Annotated in this window: 18 protein-coding genes; 11 read left to right on the top strand and 7 right to left on the bottom strand. The window is 70.1% G+C overall.

Annotation, left to right across the window (positions count from 1 at the left end):
- Window positions 1–243: 243 nt before the first annotated feature.
- Complete coding sequence (locus C0010_RS09140; RefSeq protein ID WP_105566766.1) at window positions 244–747, top strand: FBP domain-containing protein; 504 nt, start codon at window positions 244–246, stop codon at window positions 745–747.
- Window positions 748–867: 120 nt separating this feature from the next.
- Entirely contained in the window at window positions 868–1,290 is a 423-nt protein-coding gene (locus tag C0010_RS09135; protein WP_105566765.1) for a cupin domain-containing protein, read from the top strand.
- Between the two features lie 37 nt (window positions 1,291–1,327).
- Here C0010_RS09135 and C0010_RS09130 read toward each other — a convergent pair whose 3' ends face one another.
- The 3 genes from C0010_RS09130 to C0010_RS09120 are packed head-to-tail and all read right to left on the bottom strand — an operon-like array spanning window position 1,328 to window position 3,641.
- Complete coding sequence (locus C0010_RS09130; protein ID WP_105566764.1) at window positions 1,328–1,948, bottom strand: hypothetical protein; 621 nt, start codon at window positions 1,946–1,948, stop codon at window positions 1,328–1,330.
- Window positions 1,949–1,950: 2 nt separating this feature from the next.
- Window positions 1,951–2,955 carry a DUF1266 domain-containing protein gene (locus C0010_RS09125; protein WP_105566763.1) on the bottom strand — a complete coding sequence of 335 codons (1,005 nt, stop codon included), beginning with the start codon at window positions 2,953–2,955 and terminating at the stop codon, window positions 1,951–1,953.
- A 32-nt stretch (window positions 2,956–2,987) separates the two neighbouring features.
- Window positions 2,988–3,641, bottom strand: coding sequence for a TetR/AcrR family transcriptional regulator (locus C0010_RS09120; RefSeq protein ID WP_105566762.1), 654 nt, complete (start codon window positions 3,639–3,641; stop codon window positions 2,988–2,990).
- Between the two features lie 114 nt (window positions 3,642–3,755).
- Between C0010_RS09120 and C0010_RS09115 the strand changes: the two genes are divergently transcribed.
- The 4 genes from C0010_RS09115 (at window position 3,756) to C0010_RS09100 (ending at window position 5,453) form a co-directional block, all read left to right on the top strand.
- Window positions 3,756–4,031 (top strand): DUF1905 domain-containing protein, encoded by a 276-nt coding sequence (locus C0010_RS09115; RefSeq protein ID WP_105566761.1) that lies wholly within the window; start codon window positions 3,756–3,758, stop codon window positions 4,029–4,031.
- Complete coding sequence (locus C0010_RS09110; protein WP_105609295.1) at window positions 4,031–4,822, top strand: alpha/beta fold hydrolase; 792 nt, start codon at window positions 4,031–4,033, stop codon at window positions 4,820–4,822. The genes C0010_RS09115 and C0010_RS09110 overlap by 1 nt, the downstream gene beginning before the upstream one ends.
- Before the next feature lie 83 nt (window positions 4,823–4,905).
- The gene (locus C0010_RS09105; protein ID WP_105566759.1) at window positions 4,906–5,139 is read left to right on the top strand and encodes a type II toxin-antitoxin system ParD family antitoxin; all 234 of its coding nucleotides are present in this window, start codon (window positions 4,906–4,908) and stop codon (window positions 5,137–5,139) included.
- Window positions 5,136–5,453, top strand: a complete 318-nt coding sequence (locus tag C0010_RS09100) for a type II toxin-antitoxin system RelE/ParE family toxin (RefSeq protein WP_105566758.1) — start codon at window positions 5,136–5,138, stop codon at window positions 5,451–5,453. Before C0010_RS09105 ends, C0010_RS09100 begins: the two co-directional genes overlap by 4 nt.
- A 91-nt stretch (window positions 5,454–5,544) precedes the next feature.
- On the opposite strand, the gene C0010_RS09095 is transcribed toward C0010_RS09100, so the two are convergent.
- Together C0010_RS09095 and C0010_RS09090 are read right to left on the bottom strand one after the other, a co-directional pair.
- A complete protein-coding gene (locus tag C0010_RS09095; RefSeq protein WP_158685406.1) occupies window positions 5,545–6,651 on the bottom strand; it encodes a serine hydrolase domain-containing protein in 1,107 nt (368 codons plus the stop codon).
- Window positions 6,652–6,792: 141 nt separating this feature from the next.
- Window positions 6,793–7,362 (bottom strand): MarR family winged helix-turn-helix transcriptional regulator, encoded by a 570-nt coding sequence (locus C0010_RS09090; RefSeq protein ID WP_105566756.1) that lies wholly within the window; start codon window positions 7,360–7,362, stop codon window positions 6,793–6,795.
- Window positions 7,363–7,510: 148 nt separating this feature from the next.
- Here C0010_RS09090 and C0010_RS09085 point away from each other — a divergent pair, with 148 nt between their 5' ends.
- From C0010_RS09085 to C0010_RS09075, 3 genes are all read left to right on the top strand, one after another.
- A complete protein-coding gene (locus tag C0010_RS09085) occupies window positions 7,511–8,788 on the top strand; it encodes an MFS transporter (protein ID WP_105566755.1) in 1,278 nt (425 codons plus the stop codon).
- The gene (locus C0010_RS09080) at window positions 8,785–11,298 is read left to right on the top strand and encodes a glycoside hydrolase family 78 protein (protein WP_105566754.1); all 2,514 of its coding nucleotides are present in this window, start codon (window positions 8,785–8,787) and stop codon (window positions 11,296–11,298) included. The genes C0010_RS09085 and C0010_RS09080 overlap by 4 nt, the downstream gene beginning before the upstream one ends.
- 92 nt (window positions 11,299–11,390) lie before the next feature.
- A complete protein-coding gene (locus C0010_RS09075) occupies window positions 11,391–12,017 on the top strand; it encodes an alpha/beta hydrolase (protein ID WP_105566753.1) in 627 nt (208 codons plus the stop codon).
- Between the two features lie 76 nt (window positions 12,018–12,093).
- Here the strand turns inward: C0010_RS09075 and C0010_RS09070 are convergent, their stop codons facing one another.
- On the bottom strand, window positions 12,094–13,644 hold the full coding sequence (locus C0010_RS09070) for a SulP family inorganic anion transporter (protein ID WP_105566752.1): 1,551 nt from the start codon (window positions 13,642–13,644) through the stop codon (window positions 12,094–12,096).
- A 187-nt stretch (window positions 13,645–13,831) separates the two neighbouring features.
- Here C0010_RS09070 and C0010_RS09065 point away from each other — a divergent pair, with 187 nt between their 5' ends.
- Entirely contained in the window at window positions 13,832–14,203 is a 372-nt protein-coding gene (locus C0010_RS09065; RefSeq protein WP_105566751.1) for a MerR family transcriptional regulator, read from the top strand.
- Between the two features lie 86 nt (window positions 14,204–14,289).
- On the opposite strand, the gene C0010_RS09060 is transcribed toward C0010_RS09065, so the two are convergent.
- Entirely contained in the window at window positions 14,290–15,222 is a 933-nt protein-coding gene (locus C0010_RS09060; protein WP_105566750.1) for a DMT family transporter, read from the bottom strand.
- On the opposite strand from C0010_RS09060, the gene C0010_RS09055 reads away from it, so the two are divergent.
- Entirely contained in the window at window positions 15,221–16,624 is a 1,404-nt protein-coding gene (locus C0010_RS09055) for an aminotransferase-like domain-containing protein (RefSeq protein WP_105566749.1), read from the top strand. The two genes, C0010_RS09060 and C0010_RS09055, sit on opposite strands and share 2 nt — an antisense overlap.
- The last annotated feature ends 67 nt before the right edge of the window (window positions 16,625–16,691 follow it).

Genomic DNA, 16,691 nt, shown 5'->3' with positions numbered 1-16,691 from the left:
GCGGCCTCAGCTCCGCGCGTGCCCAGCGAGCGGGCGTATGCTTGCCGCGTGAGTTTCCGAGAGCTGTACTCCCAGCGCCAGGAGGTCGTCGGCGAAGCACTCGCCGACGGTGAATGACCGCGCCGCTCCCGCCGTGCGCGCATCCGCGCGCGGCGGTTCCGACGACCCCTGAACTCGACTCACCTCCGAAACGGAGCGCGGTGCGCGCCGCTGTGCGTTCGCGCGCTCCCGAAAGGCTCTGCCATGCTTCCTCTGACCGAATCCTCGATCCGCTCGTCCTTCGTCAACGCTTCCCGCAAAGAGGTGAAGGACATGTCCGTCCCCGACGGCCTCGACGAGTACGGCGATGCCGCCTGGGATGCGCTCGACTTCCTGGGCTGGCGCGATGCCAAGTTCGCGCGCCGCGCCTACGTCGTTCTCCCGCGCATCGAGGGCGAGCCCGTGGGCGTCGCCCTGCGGCAGGCCGAAGGCTCGCCGCGCTCGCGCGCCATGTGCAACTGGTGCCGCGATGTGCGGCTGCCGAACGAGGTCGTCTTCTGGAGCGCCAAGCGCACGGGGGCGGCCGGCCGGCGCGGCGGCACGATCGGCATCCTGATCTGCCAGGACTTCCAGTGCTGCCGCAACGTGCGCAACGACCCGCCCAAGCCCTACGACGGCTATGACATGGCCGCCGCGCGCGAGCGCCGCATCGACGACCTGCGCATGCGGGTCGACGATTTCGCAGCCGACCTGCTCGGCGAGCGCTGAGCCAGCGTCTGACGATCCTCGGCGCCGCTCGGCAGCCGAGAATCGTCGGACACGACCGAGCTCGCCGCGGTCATGCCCCGGCGTAGAGTCAGGGCATGACCGCGGCGAGCGCACGAGCACATGGCTGACCGGCCGGACGACGCCCCGCGCGTCGTCGCGGACGCGGGCGCCCTCGCCTCGCGAGTCGGGCATCCGGATGAGATCGGTGCGGTCTGGAGCATCGCCGAGCCCGAGCGCGACCTCGACGCGAACGTCATCGCGCTGCCGCCGGGCGAGGCGATCGGCTCGCATCGGGGCCCCGCGCTCGACGTGCTCGTGCACGTGATCGCGGGGTCGGGCACCCTCGCGACGGCGCGCGGCGACATCGACCTGGCCCCGGGCCTGGTCGTCTGGCTCCCCCGCTTCTCGCGCCGCGGCTTCCGCGCGGGCGACGACGGCCTGCGTTACCTCACGGTGCACCAGCGCAAGTCCCCCGGCAGCTCGCCCATTCCGACTGTCGGGGTTCTCCCCGGCCCTAGGCATTCCCCGGCAGAATCCGCCTAGGCTCGCGGATTCTTCCTACGCTCGCGACATGATCCCGCTAGCGCGGCCACTCGGGGTCGGCCCACGGGGCGCCGGGGCGGTACAGCTCGCCTGGCCTGGCCATGCCCTGCCGCTCGCCGAGCAGGTCGCCGAACGCGAGCCAGTCGCCCGCGTCGCTGCGCATCTGCTCAGCGATCATCCGGGTGTCGTTGCGCGCCATCGCCTCGGTGATCCGGCCGGATGCGACGCCCTCGCGGATGCACCAGGCGAGCTCGACCGCGGCGAGCGCGCGGGCCTGCGGCGTCGGCGCGGTCGCGAAGTCGCTCTCGCGCGCGGATCGCGCCGACTGCCACGCCGCGGCTCCGCGCGGGCCGGGCGCCTCGTGCGCGTGCGGGCCGAGATCCCACCGGGTCGGGTCGATCCCCTCCTCGTACGCCGCCCGCGGCGCGGCGAAGCCGAGCAGCCACCGCTCCTCGGCTCCGAGAGCGCTCGGCTCGGCGGGCGGCTCCGGCGGGATGTACGGGTTCACCGGCGCATATCCGCGACCACCGCGATCGGGGTCGCGGCGCTTCCGACGCCTGTCCCACCAGAGGATGAGGAGGCACAGCACCAGAACGCCCAGCGCGACGAGGAAGGGCACGAGCGGGAAGTCGCCGCCCGTCCGCGGGATCCAGACCATGGTCAGCCGTCGCGCTCGGCGAGCTCACGCCGCCGAAGGGCCTCGTTGATGCGCCAGGACCAGTCGGGCTCGCCCTCGTCGCCGTACTCCTCCGGATCGAGCGCGCGCACGCCCAGATCCCACCAGGCGTCGACGAACAGCATGCGCGGTTCCGGGAGTTCCATGCCCCACGGCACGCGCGCCCACGGGCTCTCCGCTGACATCAGCGTCCGCTGCCTGTGGATGTCGTGCGCGTCGGTCTCGCGCTCGCCGTCACCGCCCTGCGAGTTCCAGTACCAGCGGCCGAGCCGGAACGACTCGCCCAGTTCCTCCCATGAGCCGTAGTGCTCGCGCAGCTCCGCCGCGGGCATGAGCAGGATGTCGGCGGCCTCCGCCTGGGAGAGATACCCGGCCGTCGCGCCGGAGCGGGCGAGCATGGCGAAGCGGACGTAATCCCACGCGAGGAAGTCGACCGACCGGATGCCGCGATCGTCGGCCCGTACGCGTCGCATCCGCCACAGGGCTTCGGCCGCGTCGTCCGAGTGCTCAGCGATGGGGCGGAGCCCCGCCTCGATCGAGTCCATCTCCGCACCGCTCGCCCCGCCCCACTGGGCGATCTCGGCCCCGAACCGCTCCCGGTGCCCCGACAGCAGCAGGTCGTACAGCGTCTGCAGCATGCTGCCGCGGTCGATCACGCCCCACGCCTCCGCGAGGATCTCGCGCTCCTCGGCCGCGTCGCGGAACCGGAGCCGGTCCTGTTCGGCGTGACGGCACAGGGCGAAGGGCGCGCCCAGCGCAATGCCCCAGTCGACGGGCCGCGACCCGAACGACGCGGCGTCGGCCGACCACACGATGCGATGGTGCTCGGCGAGCGACTGCGTCTGCGTCGCCTGATACTCGTGGCGCGCCTTCGCGATCCGGCGTCGGCCGCGGATGACGGTGACCAGGATGACGATCGCGAAGACGGCCGCGAGGGCGACCCACAGCACGTCTTCGGACAGCCCGGTCAATGCGCTCAGCTCAGCCACGTCGGTCCCTCCCCAGGGGTGATGCCGAAATTCTACGGGGAGCGCGCGTCGCCGTGCGCGTGGCCCGCGAGGAAGACGTCGAGCGCGCGGGCGACGTGGCGGCGCTGCTCCACCGGCGACGGGGCAGCATCTTCGCCGAGGAGCATCGCAGCGTTGACGGGCTCGCCCATGACCAACCAGTTCAACTGGGTCGCCGCGGCGGCCGGCTCGGGGACACGGAGCAGCCCGTTCGCGTCGAGCTCTCGCAGGATGCCCGCCAGCACGTCTATCGCGTGGCCGGGCCCGTTCTCGTACAGAGCTGCCGCCAGCTCGGGGAAGCGCCCCTGCTCCCCGATCACGAGGCGCCGCAGGCTGAGCAGCCCCGGCGCGAGCACGGTCGCGAGCTGTGTCTCCATCCGCTCCGTGAGCAGCGCCCGCACATCCGTCCGATCGTCGATGCGCGGCCGCTCGGCGTGCACGCGCGCCCCGGCCGCCGCCGTCTGCGTCGTCACGAGTTCCAGGAACAGCGCGCGCTTGCTGCCGAAGTGCCGGTACAGAGTCTGCTTCGCCACCTCCGATTCGGCCGCGATCGAGTCCATGGTCACGGCCTCGTAACCCTCGGCGAGGAACTGGCGTTCGGCCGCCGCGAGGATCGCTTCGCGCTTCCGCCGCGAACTCGGGCGCAGCGCATCATGCTCGCCACTCATCCGGATCCTTCCCTTGCCGAAATCATACCCATGGGTCTACTATCCGAGTAGTAAGACTCACCGGTCTCGAATCTGGCGTCCGGATGGGCACGCAGCCAACAGGAACGAGGCACCATGGCCGACAGCACGCAGCCGCTCGAGTTCGACGCGACGCTCCGAAAAGTGCCGGAGGTCGGCGGGTGGACGGTGTTCGATGTGCCTGACTCCGTCGCCTGGTTCGGTACGGGGAACCCCGTGAAGGTCGTGGGCAAGATCGACGACGCCGACGTGGCGATCACCCTGATGCCCACGGGTCAGGGCGGCCACATGGGCCCCGTGAAGGCGGCAACCCGCAAGGCGATCGGCAAGCAGGCAGACGACACCGTTCGCGTGAGCATCCGGGCGGCGTGATGAACGTCGTCGAGACGGTCGCGGGCGACCGCGTCGCGTTCGATCGGTACGGGCCCGTCGGCGCACCCGCCGTACTGTTCATCAGCGGCGCGGGTCCGACGCGGGCCGACGACGAGACGACGACGCGCACGGCGCAGCTGCTCGGCGAGCGCGGAGTGCAGGCGAGCGTGCACGATCGGGTCGGCCGCGGCGACTCGGCCACCGACGGGCCGATCGGCCTCGAGCGCGAGCTCGCCGCGATCGAGGCCATCTCCCGGGAGCTCGGCGGGCCCGTGACGCTGGTGGGCCACTCATCCGGATGCGCGATCGCGATGCGCGCCGCCTCCCACGTCGAGCGCCTCGCCGGCCTCGTGCTCTGGGAAGCGCCCATCGGCCTGTTCGACGGAGGCGCACCCGCGTGGTGGGGCACCGTCGCCGCGCACATCGCCGCCGGTCGCCTGGAGGACGCGGTCGCCGCCTACATGGTCGGGATGCCGCCGGAATGGCTCGAGCAGCTGCGCCGATCGCCCGACTACCCCGAGCTCGTCCTCAGTTGGATCCCGGACGGCGAAGCGCTGGCCCGCGTCGAGCGCGACGGGCTCGCTACGACTCTGCGCGACACGGATGCACCGGTGCTCGCGCTCGTCGGCACCGAGACGTTCCCCGGCATGAGCGAGACGGCGGCGGACATCGCGACAGCGGCGCCCCATGGCTCCCACGAGGAGCTCGCCGGCGCGTGGCATGAGTGGGATGCCGAAGCGATGGCCACCAGGCTGGCGCGGTTCGTCGGCTGCGGGTCGCTCGAGCGATAGCGGGCGTCATGGTCGTACCTCGGACTTTCCGGGAAGACCGATCATTGCTTGGCAAGATTTGCCAAGCAACGTACTCTCAAAGGATGACGACCATGAACGTGTCTCTTCCGGCCGAGCTCAAGCACTTCGTCGAATCGCAGGTCGGCGAAGGCGGATACGGCACGAGCAGCGAGTTCGTCCGCGATCTCATCCGGCGCGAACGGGCACGCATCCAGTTGCGTGAGCGCATCGTCGCCGGCATGGAGTCCGGCCCCGGCTCTGAGCTCGATGCGGGGTATTTCGAGCGCCTGCGCGCGCGGATCACGGACGAAGCGTGACGGCGCGTCGTGTCGTCACGACCAGACGCGCCGACGACGACATCGACGAAGCAGCCAAGCGATATCAGCTCGACGGTGGTATCGACGACGCGATGCGATACATCGAGGCACTCGAAGACGTCGTGCGGTTGATCTCCGAGTTCGCGTCAATCGGCTCGACACGATTCGCAACCGAGCTCGGAATCGATGACCTGCGCGCGCAAGCGCTGAACCGCTTCCCCTACCTCGTGTTCTACACCGATGATGCGGACGCCGTTCGGGTGCACCGGGTGCTGCACGAGAAGAGGGATGTCCCGGCCGAGCTGCGCAGCTGAGAACCACCTGGCGACTGTCGAGGCGAGTGACCGGACGCCCCGTCGGCGGTGGAGCGGGCCGCATCGGCCGGCGGTGACGGCACCGACGGCGTCAGTCGAACACGCTCCAGAACGCGTCGAACGCCCGTTCCGCCGCGGGAGTTCCGATCCCGACCTGGAAGCCGAGGGCGGCGGCACGGCCGGTCGCGGGGTCGGCGTAGCCGATCGTGCCGAGGCCGCCCGCCCAGCCGATGAGGCCGTTCGGCCTCACCTCGACGTGCAGGCCCCAGCCGGCCCCTTCGACCAGGAAGTCGCCGGCCACGGCGCGCTGCGCTTCCATGAGTGCGTCGGTCGTGAGCAGCCGCGCCGACGCCGGGCCGAGGAGCGCCGGGCCGACGCCGACGAGCGAGCCGAGGAACGTCGCATGATCCGGGATCGCCGAGACGATGCCGTTCGCGAGCGAGCACGTCTGCGGCGGCACCGTGCCGGCGCCTTCCGGCACGGGGTACGGCTCGAGCCGGGTGCCCGTACCGTCGTACACCGTCGCCATCCGATCGGCGACGCCGACGAACCCGGTGTCGGCGAGGCCGATCGGCGCGCAGACCTCGTCCGCGAGCACGCTCTCGATGGGAGCGCCGGCAGCGCGGGCCAGCAGCACCCCGAGCACCTCGCTCGACTGGTGGTATCGCCAGAGCCGCCCCGGCTGGTTCGCGAGCGGAAGCGAGCCGAGCCGAGCGACGTATTCGCTCGCGGGCATATTCGGCGGCCACGGCCCCGGCAGCACGCCCCGCTCCGCATACGCCGCGGCGAGCGCACACTCCTCGTCGATCCATCCGAAGCCGGGCGTCATGGCGAGCAGGTCGCGGACGGTGATCGCGCGCTCGGCCGGCTCGGTGTCGTCGAGAGCCGCCGTCGGTTCCCGCAGCACGCGCGGCTCTGCGAACTCGGGCAGCCAGCGATCGATCGGGTCGTCGAGCGCGAGCACGCCCCGCTCGGCGAAGCGCAGCGCGATCACGCCGGCGTACGGCTTGCTGCACGACGTCTGGAAGAACAGGGTGCCGGTCGTCATGGCGGGGCCGTCGAGCGCCCGCCGACCGCCGGCCCGCGATTCGAGGCCGTCCGCATCCGCGGCCGAAGCGACCCACCCGGCGATCGCGCGCTCCCCCACGAGCGCATCGAGAGCGTCCGCCAACCGGTCCAATCCCGCCGCCATCGCCATACGGCCATGCTCACACGATCGATCCGGATGCGCGAGAGGATGGGCGCAACGATGAACTACCGCGAGACAGCGCTCCGGCACCATCCGTACCGCCTACGCCCTGGCGCCGCCCCGGCGAGCGTGCTCGCGCCTCGCACGACGTTAAAACGCCGCCGCGGGCTGCGGGGGCCGCACACCCGCCGCCCGCTCGATGGTGTGGTCGAGCCGCGCATCGATGTTCGCCACCATGCGCACAACGAGTGCTTGCAGCTGATCGAAGTCCTCGTCGCTCCAGTCGTCGAAGATGACCTCGTACGCCCGGCTCGACACGCTGAGGATCCGTCGAGCCGCGTCTCTCCCGACTGCCGTCAGCGCGATCCGGCTCTGGCGCCCGTCGTCGGGATCAGGCATACGGCCGACGAGACCCGCGTCCTCGAGACGCCGGACGATCTTGCTCACGTTGGACCGCCCTGTACCGATCGCATCGGCCATATCCGTCGGACGCGCCGACGTGCGGTAGATCAGCTGGTTCACCAGGAGGAACGCGGGCATGTCGCCTGGCAGCGGAAAATCGCTCTGCTCGAGGATCGATTCCCTGACAGCCGTGGAGTTCATCGCCGTGACGAGTGCCTGGAGCGCAACAGAGAAGTCGGCGCCCCTACCGTGGAGCAACGGCGCAGAGCTGGCTTCGACGTCGCTCGGCTCAAGGCTCGCGTGCGGTCTCCTGGCCATGCATCAAGTATGCACACAGCTCGACACGACCTCATTTATTGTCTTGAGGACAATAGTTGGGTACAGTTCCCGAAGCGCATTCGTCTTTCGAGTGCTCATCTCGTCAGAGTGGTGGCGCTGTGTTCCACCGTCTTCAAAGGAGAAGCCCATGTCTCAGATCAGCTCAGCTCACAAGGTACGTCCGTGGTGGACGGCCGTGGTCTCCGGCATGGCGTCGTACATCGACGCGGCAGCGATCGTCAGCTTCGGCACAGCCATGGTCCTGTTCCAGGAAGCGCTCGGGATCACGCCGACCACTGTCGGCATGGCGTCCGGCTGCCTCACGCTCGGCATCGCCTTCGGCGCGCTCATCGGCGGACGCCTGGGCGATCGGTTCGGACGTCGCCCCATCTTCACGATCACGATGGTGCTCATCGTCGGCGCGGCTCTGGCGCTGACGTTCGCCGAATCCGCACCCGTGATCATCGGCGCGGCGCTCGTGCTGGGCTTCGCCACGGGCGCGGATCTCCCCGTGTCGCTGTCCACGATCTCCGAAGCGGCTTCCGACGACAATCGCGGTCGACTGCTCGGGTTCACACAGGTCCTGTGGTCCGCGGGGGTCATCGCATCCATGCTCCTCGGCGGCGGCATGGCGAGCCTCGGCCGCATGGGCGCGCAGATCCTATTCCTGCACATTGCAGGCGTCGCAATACTCGTGCTGATCGGTCGCCTGACCGTTCCCGAATCGAGCACCTGGCTCGCGGCACGCGACGAGCGCCGCCACGGCGTGATGACTGTTCGCGCGGACCGCACTTCCGTGCTCGACCTGCTCAGGGGCTCGTATCGTGCACCGTTCCTCGGGCTTCTCGGCTTCTACTCACTCACGAACATGGTCGCCAACACCGGCGGCCAGTTCGGTTCCTACATCCTCGTGAACGCTGGCGGCGTCGACCTGCAGACGGCGACGCTGATCGGCCTCCCCTTCATCCCGCTCGGCATCGTGGCCGCTCTGTGGTTCATGAAGATCGCAGACTCACCGAAGCGATTCACATACTTCACGGTCGGAGCGTTCAGCTGGGTCGCCGCCCAGCTCGTCTACGTGTTCTTCGGCATCAGCCTCGTCACCGCGATCGTCGCGGGGCTGATCGGGATCGTCGGCACCGCCTTCGCGTCGGAGGGGATCATGAAGATCTGGGCGCAGGAGCAGTTCCCCACACTGCTCCGCACGACCGCGCAGGGCGCGATCATCGCCGTAGCCCGCCTCTTCGCTGCACTGCTCGCCACGGTCACGCCTCTGCTCGTCGCCTACAGCCCGACGATCCTGTACCTCGTCCTGGCCGTGGCCGCCGGAATCGGCTGCCTCATCGGCTGGGCCGTGTTTCGCACCCGCGACCAGCACCACGAATTCGACACCGAGACCCAGAGCGAGAGCAGCACGAACGCATGACCACCACGCCGACATCATCGACGAACGGATCCATCGAACAGATCACGGGTCGGTTCATCGCGGCACCCGCCGGCCTCGGCAGCGGCGCGCCGTACTTCCGCCGCGAGTTCTCGGTAGCGGAAGGCCTCGTTCGAGCCACGCTCTCGTCGACCGCACTCGGCGTCCTCGAGCCCTCGCTCAACGGCAATCGGGTGGGCGATGAGGTTCTCGCGCCCGGATGGACCTCCTATCGCCACCGCGTGATGGTGACGACAACCGACGTGACAGACCTCATGCGCCGAGGCTCGAACGCAATCGGGGCGGTCGTCGGCGAAGGCTGGGCCGTCGGACGCCTCGGCTGGGAGAATCAGCGCGAACTCTACGCCGACCGCCCCGCCCTCTTCCTCCGCCTCGAGCTCGACTACGGAAACCGGGTCGAAGTCATCGGCACTGACGAGCAGTTCCGTGTCGGCACGGGCGCCGTGCTCGCCCACAGCATCTATGACGGCGAGACGTACGATGCGAGACGCGAACCGCTCGGATGGAGCGAGCCCGGCTTCGACGATTCCGCATGGCTCCCGGCGCAATCGTTCGAGTGGGATCTGAACACGCTTCAACGGCAGACCGCGCCTCCGATCCGACGGATCGAGGAGTTGGTGCCCGTCGAGATCCGTCCCTCCTCGTCCGGCGGCGCGATCGTGGACTTCGGCCAGAACATCTCCGGTTGGGTGCGCCTCACCGTCACAGGTGATGCCGGACAGGAACTCACGATCCGACACGCCGAGATCCTCACACCGGACGGCGAGCTGGAGACGGAGACGAACCGCACGGCAGCGGCCACCGACCGATACATCCTCCGGGGCGGCGAGGCCGAGACGTGGGAGCCGCGGTTCACGTTCCACGGCTTCCGGTACGCGCACATCGACGGGTGGCCCGGCGAGCTCGCGCCCGAGTCGCTCCGTGCCGTCGTCGTCCACTCCGACATGCGCCGCACCGGCTGGTTCGACACATCGCACCCGCTCGTCTCGCAGTTGCACAAGAACGTCGTCTGGTCAATGCGCGACAACTTCGTCGGGGTGCCGACCGACTGCCCGCAGCGCGACGAGCGCCTCGGCTGGACGGGCGATATCAACGCTTTCGCCCCCACAGCGTCATACCTCTACGACGTCCGCGGGGTCCTCGGCTCATGGTTGCAGGATCTGCGAGCGGAGCAGACGGAGAAGGGCACTGTCCCGTGGGTCGTTCCGGATGCGCTTTCGCAGCCGTCGTCGCCGACCGCGCTCTGGAGCGACGTCGCGATCAGCCTGCCGTGGGCCCTGTACCAGGAATACGGCGACCTCGACGTCCTGCGCGACGCCTACGCCTCAATGACGGCGCTCACCCGCCAGATCGCGGGCCTGCTCGACGACGCCGGGCTATGGAGCAGCGGCTTCCAGTTCGGCGACTGGCTCGACCCCGACGCGCCCGCAAGCAATCCCGCCGCTGCGAAGACGGACGCGCATCTCGTCGCGTCCGCGTTCCTCTGCAGGACCACACGCGAGATGGCGGATACCTCACGCCTGCTCGGCCATGACGCAGACGCGACGGAGTTCGCAGCGCTCGCCGACCGCGTACGCCGCGCATTCCGCCACGAGTACGTGACCGGGTCCGGTCGGCTCGTCACCGAGTCGGCGACGGCCTACGCTCTCGCGATCACGTTCGGCCTCCTGGAGCCGGATCAGCGCGAGAAGGCAGGCGCCCGCCTCGCGAGCATCGTCGCGAAGCGCGGGTTCCGCATCTCGACGGGATTCGCCGGAACGCCGCTCGTGACGGATGCCCTGAGCAGCACCGGGCACATCGACAGCGCCTATCGTCTGCTCCTCGAAGAGGAATGCCCCTCGTTCCTGTACCCCGTGACGATGGGAGCCACCACGATCTGGGAGCGCTGGGACTCCGTCCTGCCGGACGGCACCGTCAACGCAACGGGAATGACCTCCCTCAACCACTACGCGCTCGGCGCCGTTGCGGATTGGCTGCACCGGGTCGTCGGCGGGCTCGAGCGGACCGGGCCGGGGTACCGACGCGTCCGCGTCGCACCGCAGCCCGGCGGCGGGCTCACTTGGGCGCGCACGGCGCACGACACTGTCCGGGGGCGGATCGAGGTGTCATGGGCGATCGAGGACGGCGAATTCTCACTCGACGTCGTCGTGCCGGCCGGGATCGACGCCGACATCACGCTGCCATTCGGCAGCGGCAACCCGGCAATCACAGTAGGCGAAGGGGCTCACTCCTGGCGCTGCCCTGCTCCCGCTGGGTACGGCGCTGATGCACGGCTCACAATGGATTCCCCCATCCGGGACCTCGCTCAGGATGATCGTCTCTGGCAAGCCGCATCGGACGTCCTTCAGCGCTACTTTCCGGGTCTCCCGCTGGATCCGTCGGCGCCCGAAGCCGCCGCACTGTCGTTGAACGGCATGCTGCAACTCGTGCCGGGCGCTTCGGACGACCTCGAGCGGGATCTGATCGGAGCGCTGGCCACACCCTCGGAATGAGCGCGCGGGAGTGACGCAGCGGCAGGGTTGCGGCGTTCCCTTGGGTCAGAGCTCACGTGACGAACCCGCCGGATGCGCGAGAGGATGGGCGCATGCCGACCCTCGACAGCGACGCCGTCCTCTGGGCGGGTGACCCGACCGAGCGCCCGCTCGTCGTCCTCCTGCACGGATACGGCTCAGACGAGCGCGACCTCTTCGCGCTGCGCGAGCACCTGCCCGCGGCGTTCGCGTACGCGTCGGTGCGGGCGCCGCTCAGCCCGCCCTTCCCGATGGGCGGGCACTCCTGGTACCCGATCCACGACCTCTCCTCGCGCGACCCGACCGCCGTCACCGAGGGCGCCGCGGCGCTCCTGGCGTGGCTGGCGTCCGTCGGCGCCGAGCGGGTCGGGCTGATCGGCTTCTCGCAGGGCGGAGCGGTCGCGCTGCAGGCGCTCCGGACGGAGCCCGCGCGCATCGGCTTCGTCGCGAACCTGTCGGGGTACGCCGCGGGCGGCTCCGCTCCGGGCGACGCCGCCCTGCGCGAGAGCCGCCCTCCGGTGTTCTGGGGCCGCGGCACCGACGACACCGTCATCCCGGCCTCCGCAATCGAGCACACGCTCGAATGGCTCCCGGCCCACAGCTCGCTCAGCGGCGCCGCCTACCCCGGCCTCGCCCACGCCGTCTCGGCGCAGGAGCTCGACGACCTGAACCGCTTCCTCGAGCGGCAGATCCCGGGCTGATCCAGACCCCGTGCGAATGACGGAAGGACCCGATCGATCGGTCGAGTCCTTCTGTCGTCGGCGCACGGCGGCCGGGTCAGTGCCCGTCGCCGAGGCCGCCGGAGAGGCGCCGGTGGAGGTCGCCGGTCGCGTCGTCGATGCCCTCGATCACCGCGTACTTGCCGTGCTGGGAGTACTTGGTCGTGATGGCGTCGAGCGCGGCGACGGTCGAGGCGTCCCACACGTGCGACTGCGACATGTCGATGACGACGCGCTCCGGGTCGTCCGCGTACTCGAACTGCGTGGTGAGGTCGTTGCTCGACGCGAAGAACAGCTCGCCGACGACGGTGTAGCGCGCCGTCGGAACGCTCGCGTCCTCGTCCTCCGTCCGGGTGACGCTGACGAAGTGCGCCACGCGGCGCGCGAACAGCACCATCGCGGTGAGCGTACCGAGCACGACGCCGATCGCGAGGTTGTCGGTCCACACCGTCGCGATGACCGTGATGACCATGACCGCGGTCTCGCTCTTCGGCATCGTCTTCAGCGTCCGCAGCCGGATCGAGTGCCAGTCGAAGGTCATGATCGACACGACGATCATGACGGCGACGAGCGCGGCCATCGGGATGATCGCGAGCACGTCGCCGAGGACGACCACCAGGATCAGCAGGAACACACCGGCGAGGAAGGTGGAAATGCGGGTGCGGGCGCCCGACGCCTTCACGTTGATCATCGTCTGGCCGATCATGGCGCAGCCGCCCATACCGCCGAACAGGCCTGAGAGCACGTTCGCGATGCCCTGGCCCACGGCCTCGCGGGGCTTGCGGGAGTGCGTGTCGGTGATCTCGTCGACGAGCTTCGCCGTCATCAGCGACTCGAGCAGGCCGACGACCGCGACGCCGAGCGCATAGGGCGCGATGATCTGCAGCGTCTCGAAGCTGAGCGGGACATCCGGGATGAACAGCGCCGGGAAGCTGTCGGGCAGCTCGCCCTGGTCGCCCACCGTCGGCACGTTGAGGTGGAAGAACACGACGATCGCGGTCACCACGACGATCGCGATGAGCGGCGCGGGGATGACCTTGGTCAGCTTCGGCACCAGGAAGATGATGACGAGGCCGACGGCCACGAGCGGGTACACCAGCCACGGCACCCCGAGCCACTCCCAGCCGTGGGTGTCGAGGCCGAGCTGCGGAAGCTGGGCCAGGAAGATGAGGATCGCCAGCGCGTTGACGAAGCCCACCATGACGGAGCGCGGGATGAAGCGCATCAGCTTGGCGACGCCGAGCGATCCGAGCAGGACCTGCAGGAGGCCGCCGAGCATGACGGTCGCGATCAGGTAGTCGATCCCGTGCTCGCGCACGAGCGGGGCGACGACGAGCGCGATCGCTCCGGTCGCGGCCGTGATCATGGCGGGCCGGCCGCCGACGAACGCGATGGCGACCGCCATGATGAACGACGAGAACAGCCCGACCTGCGGGTCGACGCCCGCGATGATCGAGAATGCGATCGCCTCGGGGATGAGCGCGATCGCGACGACCAGGCCGGCGAGCGTCTCGCGCGTGAGCAGCCGAGGGCTCTTCAGCGCCTGCAGCACCGTGGGTTCGATGCGATACCGGGAGGCGGGATCCTTCGTGGGCGTGACCGCAGTCATGCGACTCCTTGCACTGGTGTCAGGGGAACAGGATTACTCCGAGCGCACCGTTGCGCAGATCGTCGACACAGGTCGACGCGGAAGAATAGGGGAAAGGGGAGGCGTTCGAGTGAACGCCGGCAAGCCTACCGTAACGTAAGGGTAGGGTTCAAACCTGCCCCGACCTTCCCGCCACCGAGGAGCACCGATGACGAACACCGCCGTGATGCACATCGGCGAGCTCGCGGAGCGCACGGGCCTCTCCCTGCGCACCATCCGCCACTACGACGAGGTCGGCCTCGTCAAGCCGTCGGGGCGCTCGGAGGGCGGGTTCCGCGAGTACGACGCGAGCGACCTCAGCCGCCTGATGCTCATCCGCCGGATGAAGCCGCTCGGGTACAGCCTGGAGCAGATGGCCGATCTGCTGCGCGTCATCGATGCGCGCGAAGCGGGCGACACCTCCCCCGAATCGGAGGAGGCGCTCCGACAGTTCCGCGAGGACGCGCACGAGCGCCGCACCAAGCTCGCCACCCAGCTGGCGATGGCCGACGAATTCCTCGGAGAGCTCGCCGCCCGCTGAGGCGGCCCCACGCTCGCGCACGATCGGCGCTGCGCAACGACGAGCCGCCGCGGCGGCGAGGGGACGAGGCGCGCCCGGCCCACGCGTCAGCGGTGCCGAACCCGGCCCCTGGCCCGGACCGCGAGGAGCGCACAGCCGACAACGGCGAGACCGCCGACGAGAGTGGGCCATCCGATCCGCTCGCCCAGCAACAGGCTGGCCCACAGGATGCTCATCACGGGCTGGGTGAGCTGCACCTGGCTGACCCGAGCCATCGGGCCGATGGCCAGGCCGCGGTACCAGGCGAAGAACCCCAGGAACATGCTCACCACGGCGAGATAGGCGAACGCCGCCCACTCGATCGGCGCGGCCGTCGGGGGATGCTGCGCGACCGAGATCATCATCAACACGATCATCAGCGGCGAGGCGAGCACGAGCGCCCACGAGATCGTCTGCCACGAGCCCAGCTCTCGCGAAAGCAGCCCGCCCTCGGCGTAGCCGATCGCGCAGGCGGCGACGGCCGCGAACAGCAGTGCATCGGAGAAGCGCAGACCGTCGAAGCCCCCACCCTCGATCACCGCGAACCCGACGGCCGCGACGGCGCCGACGGCCGCCGCGATCCAGAACGCGCGGGCCGGGCGTTCGCCGGTGCGCAGCACCGCGGCCACGGCGGTGGCGGCGGGCAGCAGCGCGATCACGACCGCCCCGTGGCTCGCCGATGCGGTCTCGAGCGCGAACGAGGTCAGCAGGGGGAAGCCGGCGACCACGCCGGCGGCGACCACGGCGACGCCGACCCATTGCCGACCGCGCGGGAACGGCTGGCGGGCGAGGAGCAGCGCGACCGCGGCCAGCAGCGCGGCGACCGCAGCTCGCCCGGCTCCGACGAACAGCGGCGACATGTGACCGCTCTCGACCGTGACTCGCGTGAGCGGCACTGTGAACGAGAAGGCGAGGACACCGAGCAGGCCCCACCAGAGGCCGATGCGAGATCTCAGTAGCGGCGTCGCAACGCCCAGAGTAGCGGTATCGTTCTGTCTCATGAACGAGAGTAGCAGTGACCGGATCGTCGCCGCACTCCGCGAGTGGGTCGCGTCCGCTCCCGCAGGTGCCCGACTTCCTTCGACCCGGTCACTCGTCGCGCAGTTCGAGGCAAGCCCCGTCACCGTGCAGAAGGCACTCAAGGCGCTCATCGACCAGGGCGCGATCGAGTCGCGCCCTGGTGTAGGCACTTTCGTCCGCGCGGCCCGCACCGCGCGGCCGAACGACTACGGGTGGCAGACCGCCGCCCTCGGGTCCCCGCAGCAGCACCTTCCCGCGGCATCCGTCGCGCTTCGAGCTGCCTCGAACGACGTGATCGCGCTGCACTCCGGCTACCCCGACAAGGAGCTGCTCCCCGAGCGCCTCGTGCGGGCCGCGTTCGCGCGGGCAGCGCGCAGCGAAGCCGCGCTGAACCGCCCGCCCGCCGCGGGGATGCCCGAGCTGCGGTCGTGGTTCGCGGCCGAGCTCGCGAATGCGACCCCCACCGGGCTGGCGGCGCCCACCGCGAGTGACGTGGTGATCGTGCCCGGAAGCCAGAGCGGCCTCGGCAGCCTGTTCCGCTCGCTCGTCGGCGCAGGGCGCCCTCTGCTCATCGAGTCGCCGACCTACTGGGGCGCGACGCTCGCCGCCGCGCAGGTCGGCGTTCAGCTCGTGCCGATCCCCAGCGGCCCGAACGGCCCCGACCCCGCTGACGTCGAGCGCGCGTTCGCCCAGACAGGCGCACGCGCGTTCTACGCGCAGCCGAACTTCGCGAACCCGAACGGGGCGCAGTGGGCGCCCGAGCTCGCGGACGCCGTGCTGCGCATCGTGAGGGAGAACGGGGCCTTTCTCATCGAAGACGACTGGGCGCACGACTTCGGCATCACGACCGATCCGGCACCGCTCGCCGCCCGCGACGACGGCGGACACGTCGTGTACATCCGGTCGCTCACGAAGAGCGTCGCGCCGTCTGTGCGCGTGGCCGGGCTGATCGCTCGCGGGCCCGCCCGCGAGCGCATCCTCGCGGACGCGCAGGCGCACGCCATGTACGTCAGCGGGGTGCTCCAGACCGTCGCGCTCGATGTCGTAACGCAGCCCGCTTGGCGAACGCACCTGCGATCGCTGCGCGGGCAGCTCGCGTCCCGCCGCGATCTGCTCGTCGACGCCATCGAAGAGCACGCTCCGACGACGCACCTCGAGTCGATCCCCAGCGGCGGGCTGAACCTCTGGCTCCGGCTCCCCGACGACACGGATGTCGCGCAGCTCGTGCGCGACTGCGAGGCGGAGGGCGTCAGGGTCGCCGCCGGCGACGACTGGTTCCCGGCGGAGCCGCCAGGGCGCTACCTCCGACTGAACTACTCCGGTGCCGACCCCGGCGCGTTCCCCGACGGCGCGCGCGTCATCGGCAAGCTGCTCGCGGGTTGACGCACGCGATGGCCCTGCGCCGTTCGAGGATGCACCCCCCGTCCGACAGGGCGCTCGCTACGCTCGG

Source organism: Microbacterium halophytorum, assembly GCF_002970975.1.
In the GTDB taxonomy this organism is placed as follows: domain Bacteria; phylum Actinomycetota; class Actinomycetes; order Actinomycetales; family Microbacteriaceae; genus Microbacterium; species Microbacterium halophytorum.
This window is presented reverse-complemented; position numbering and strand designations above follow the sequence as displayed.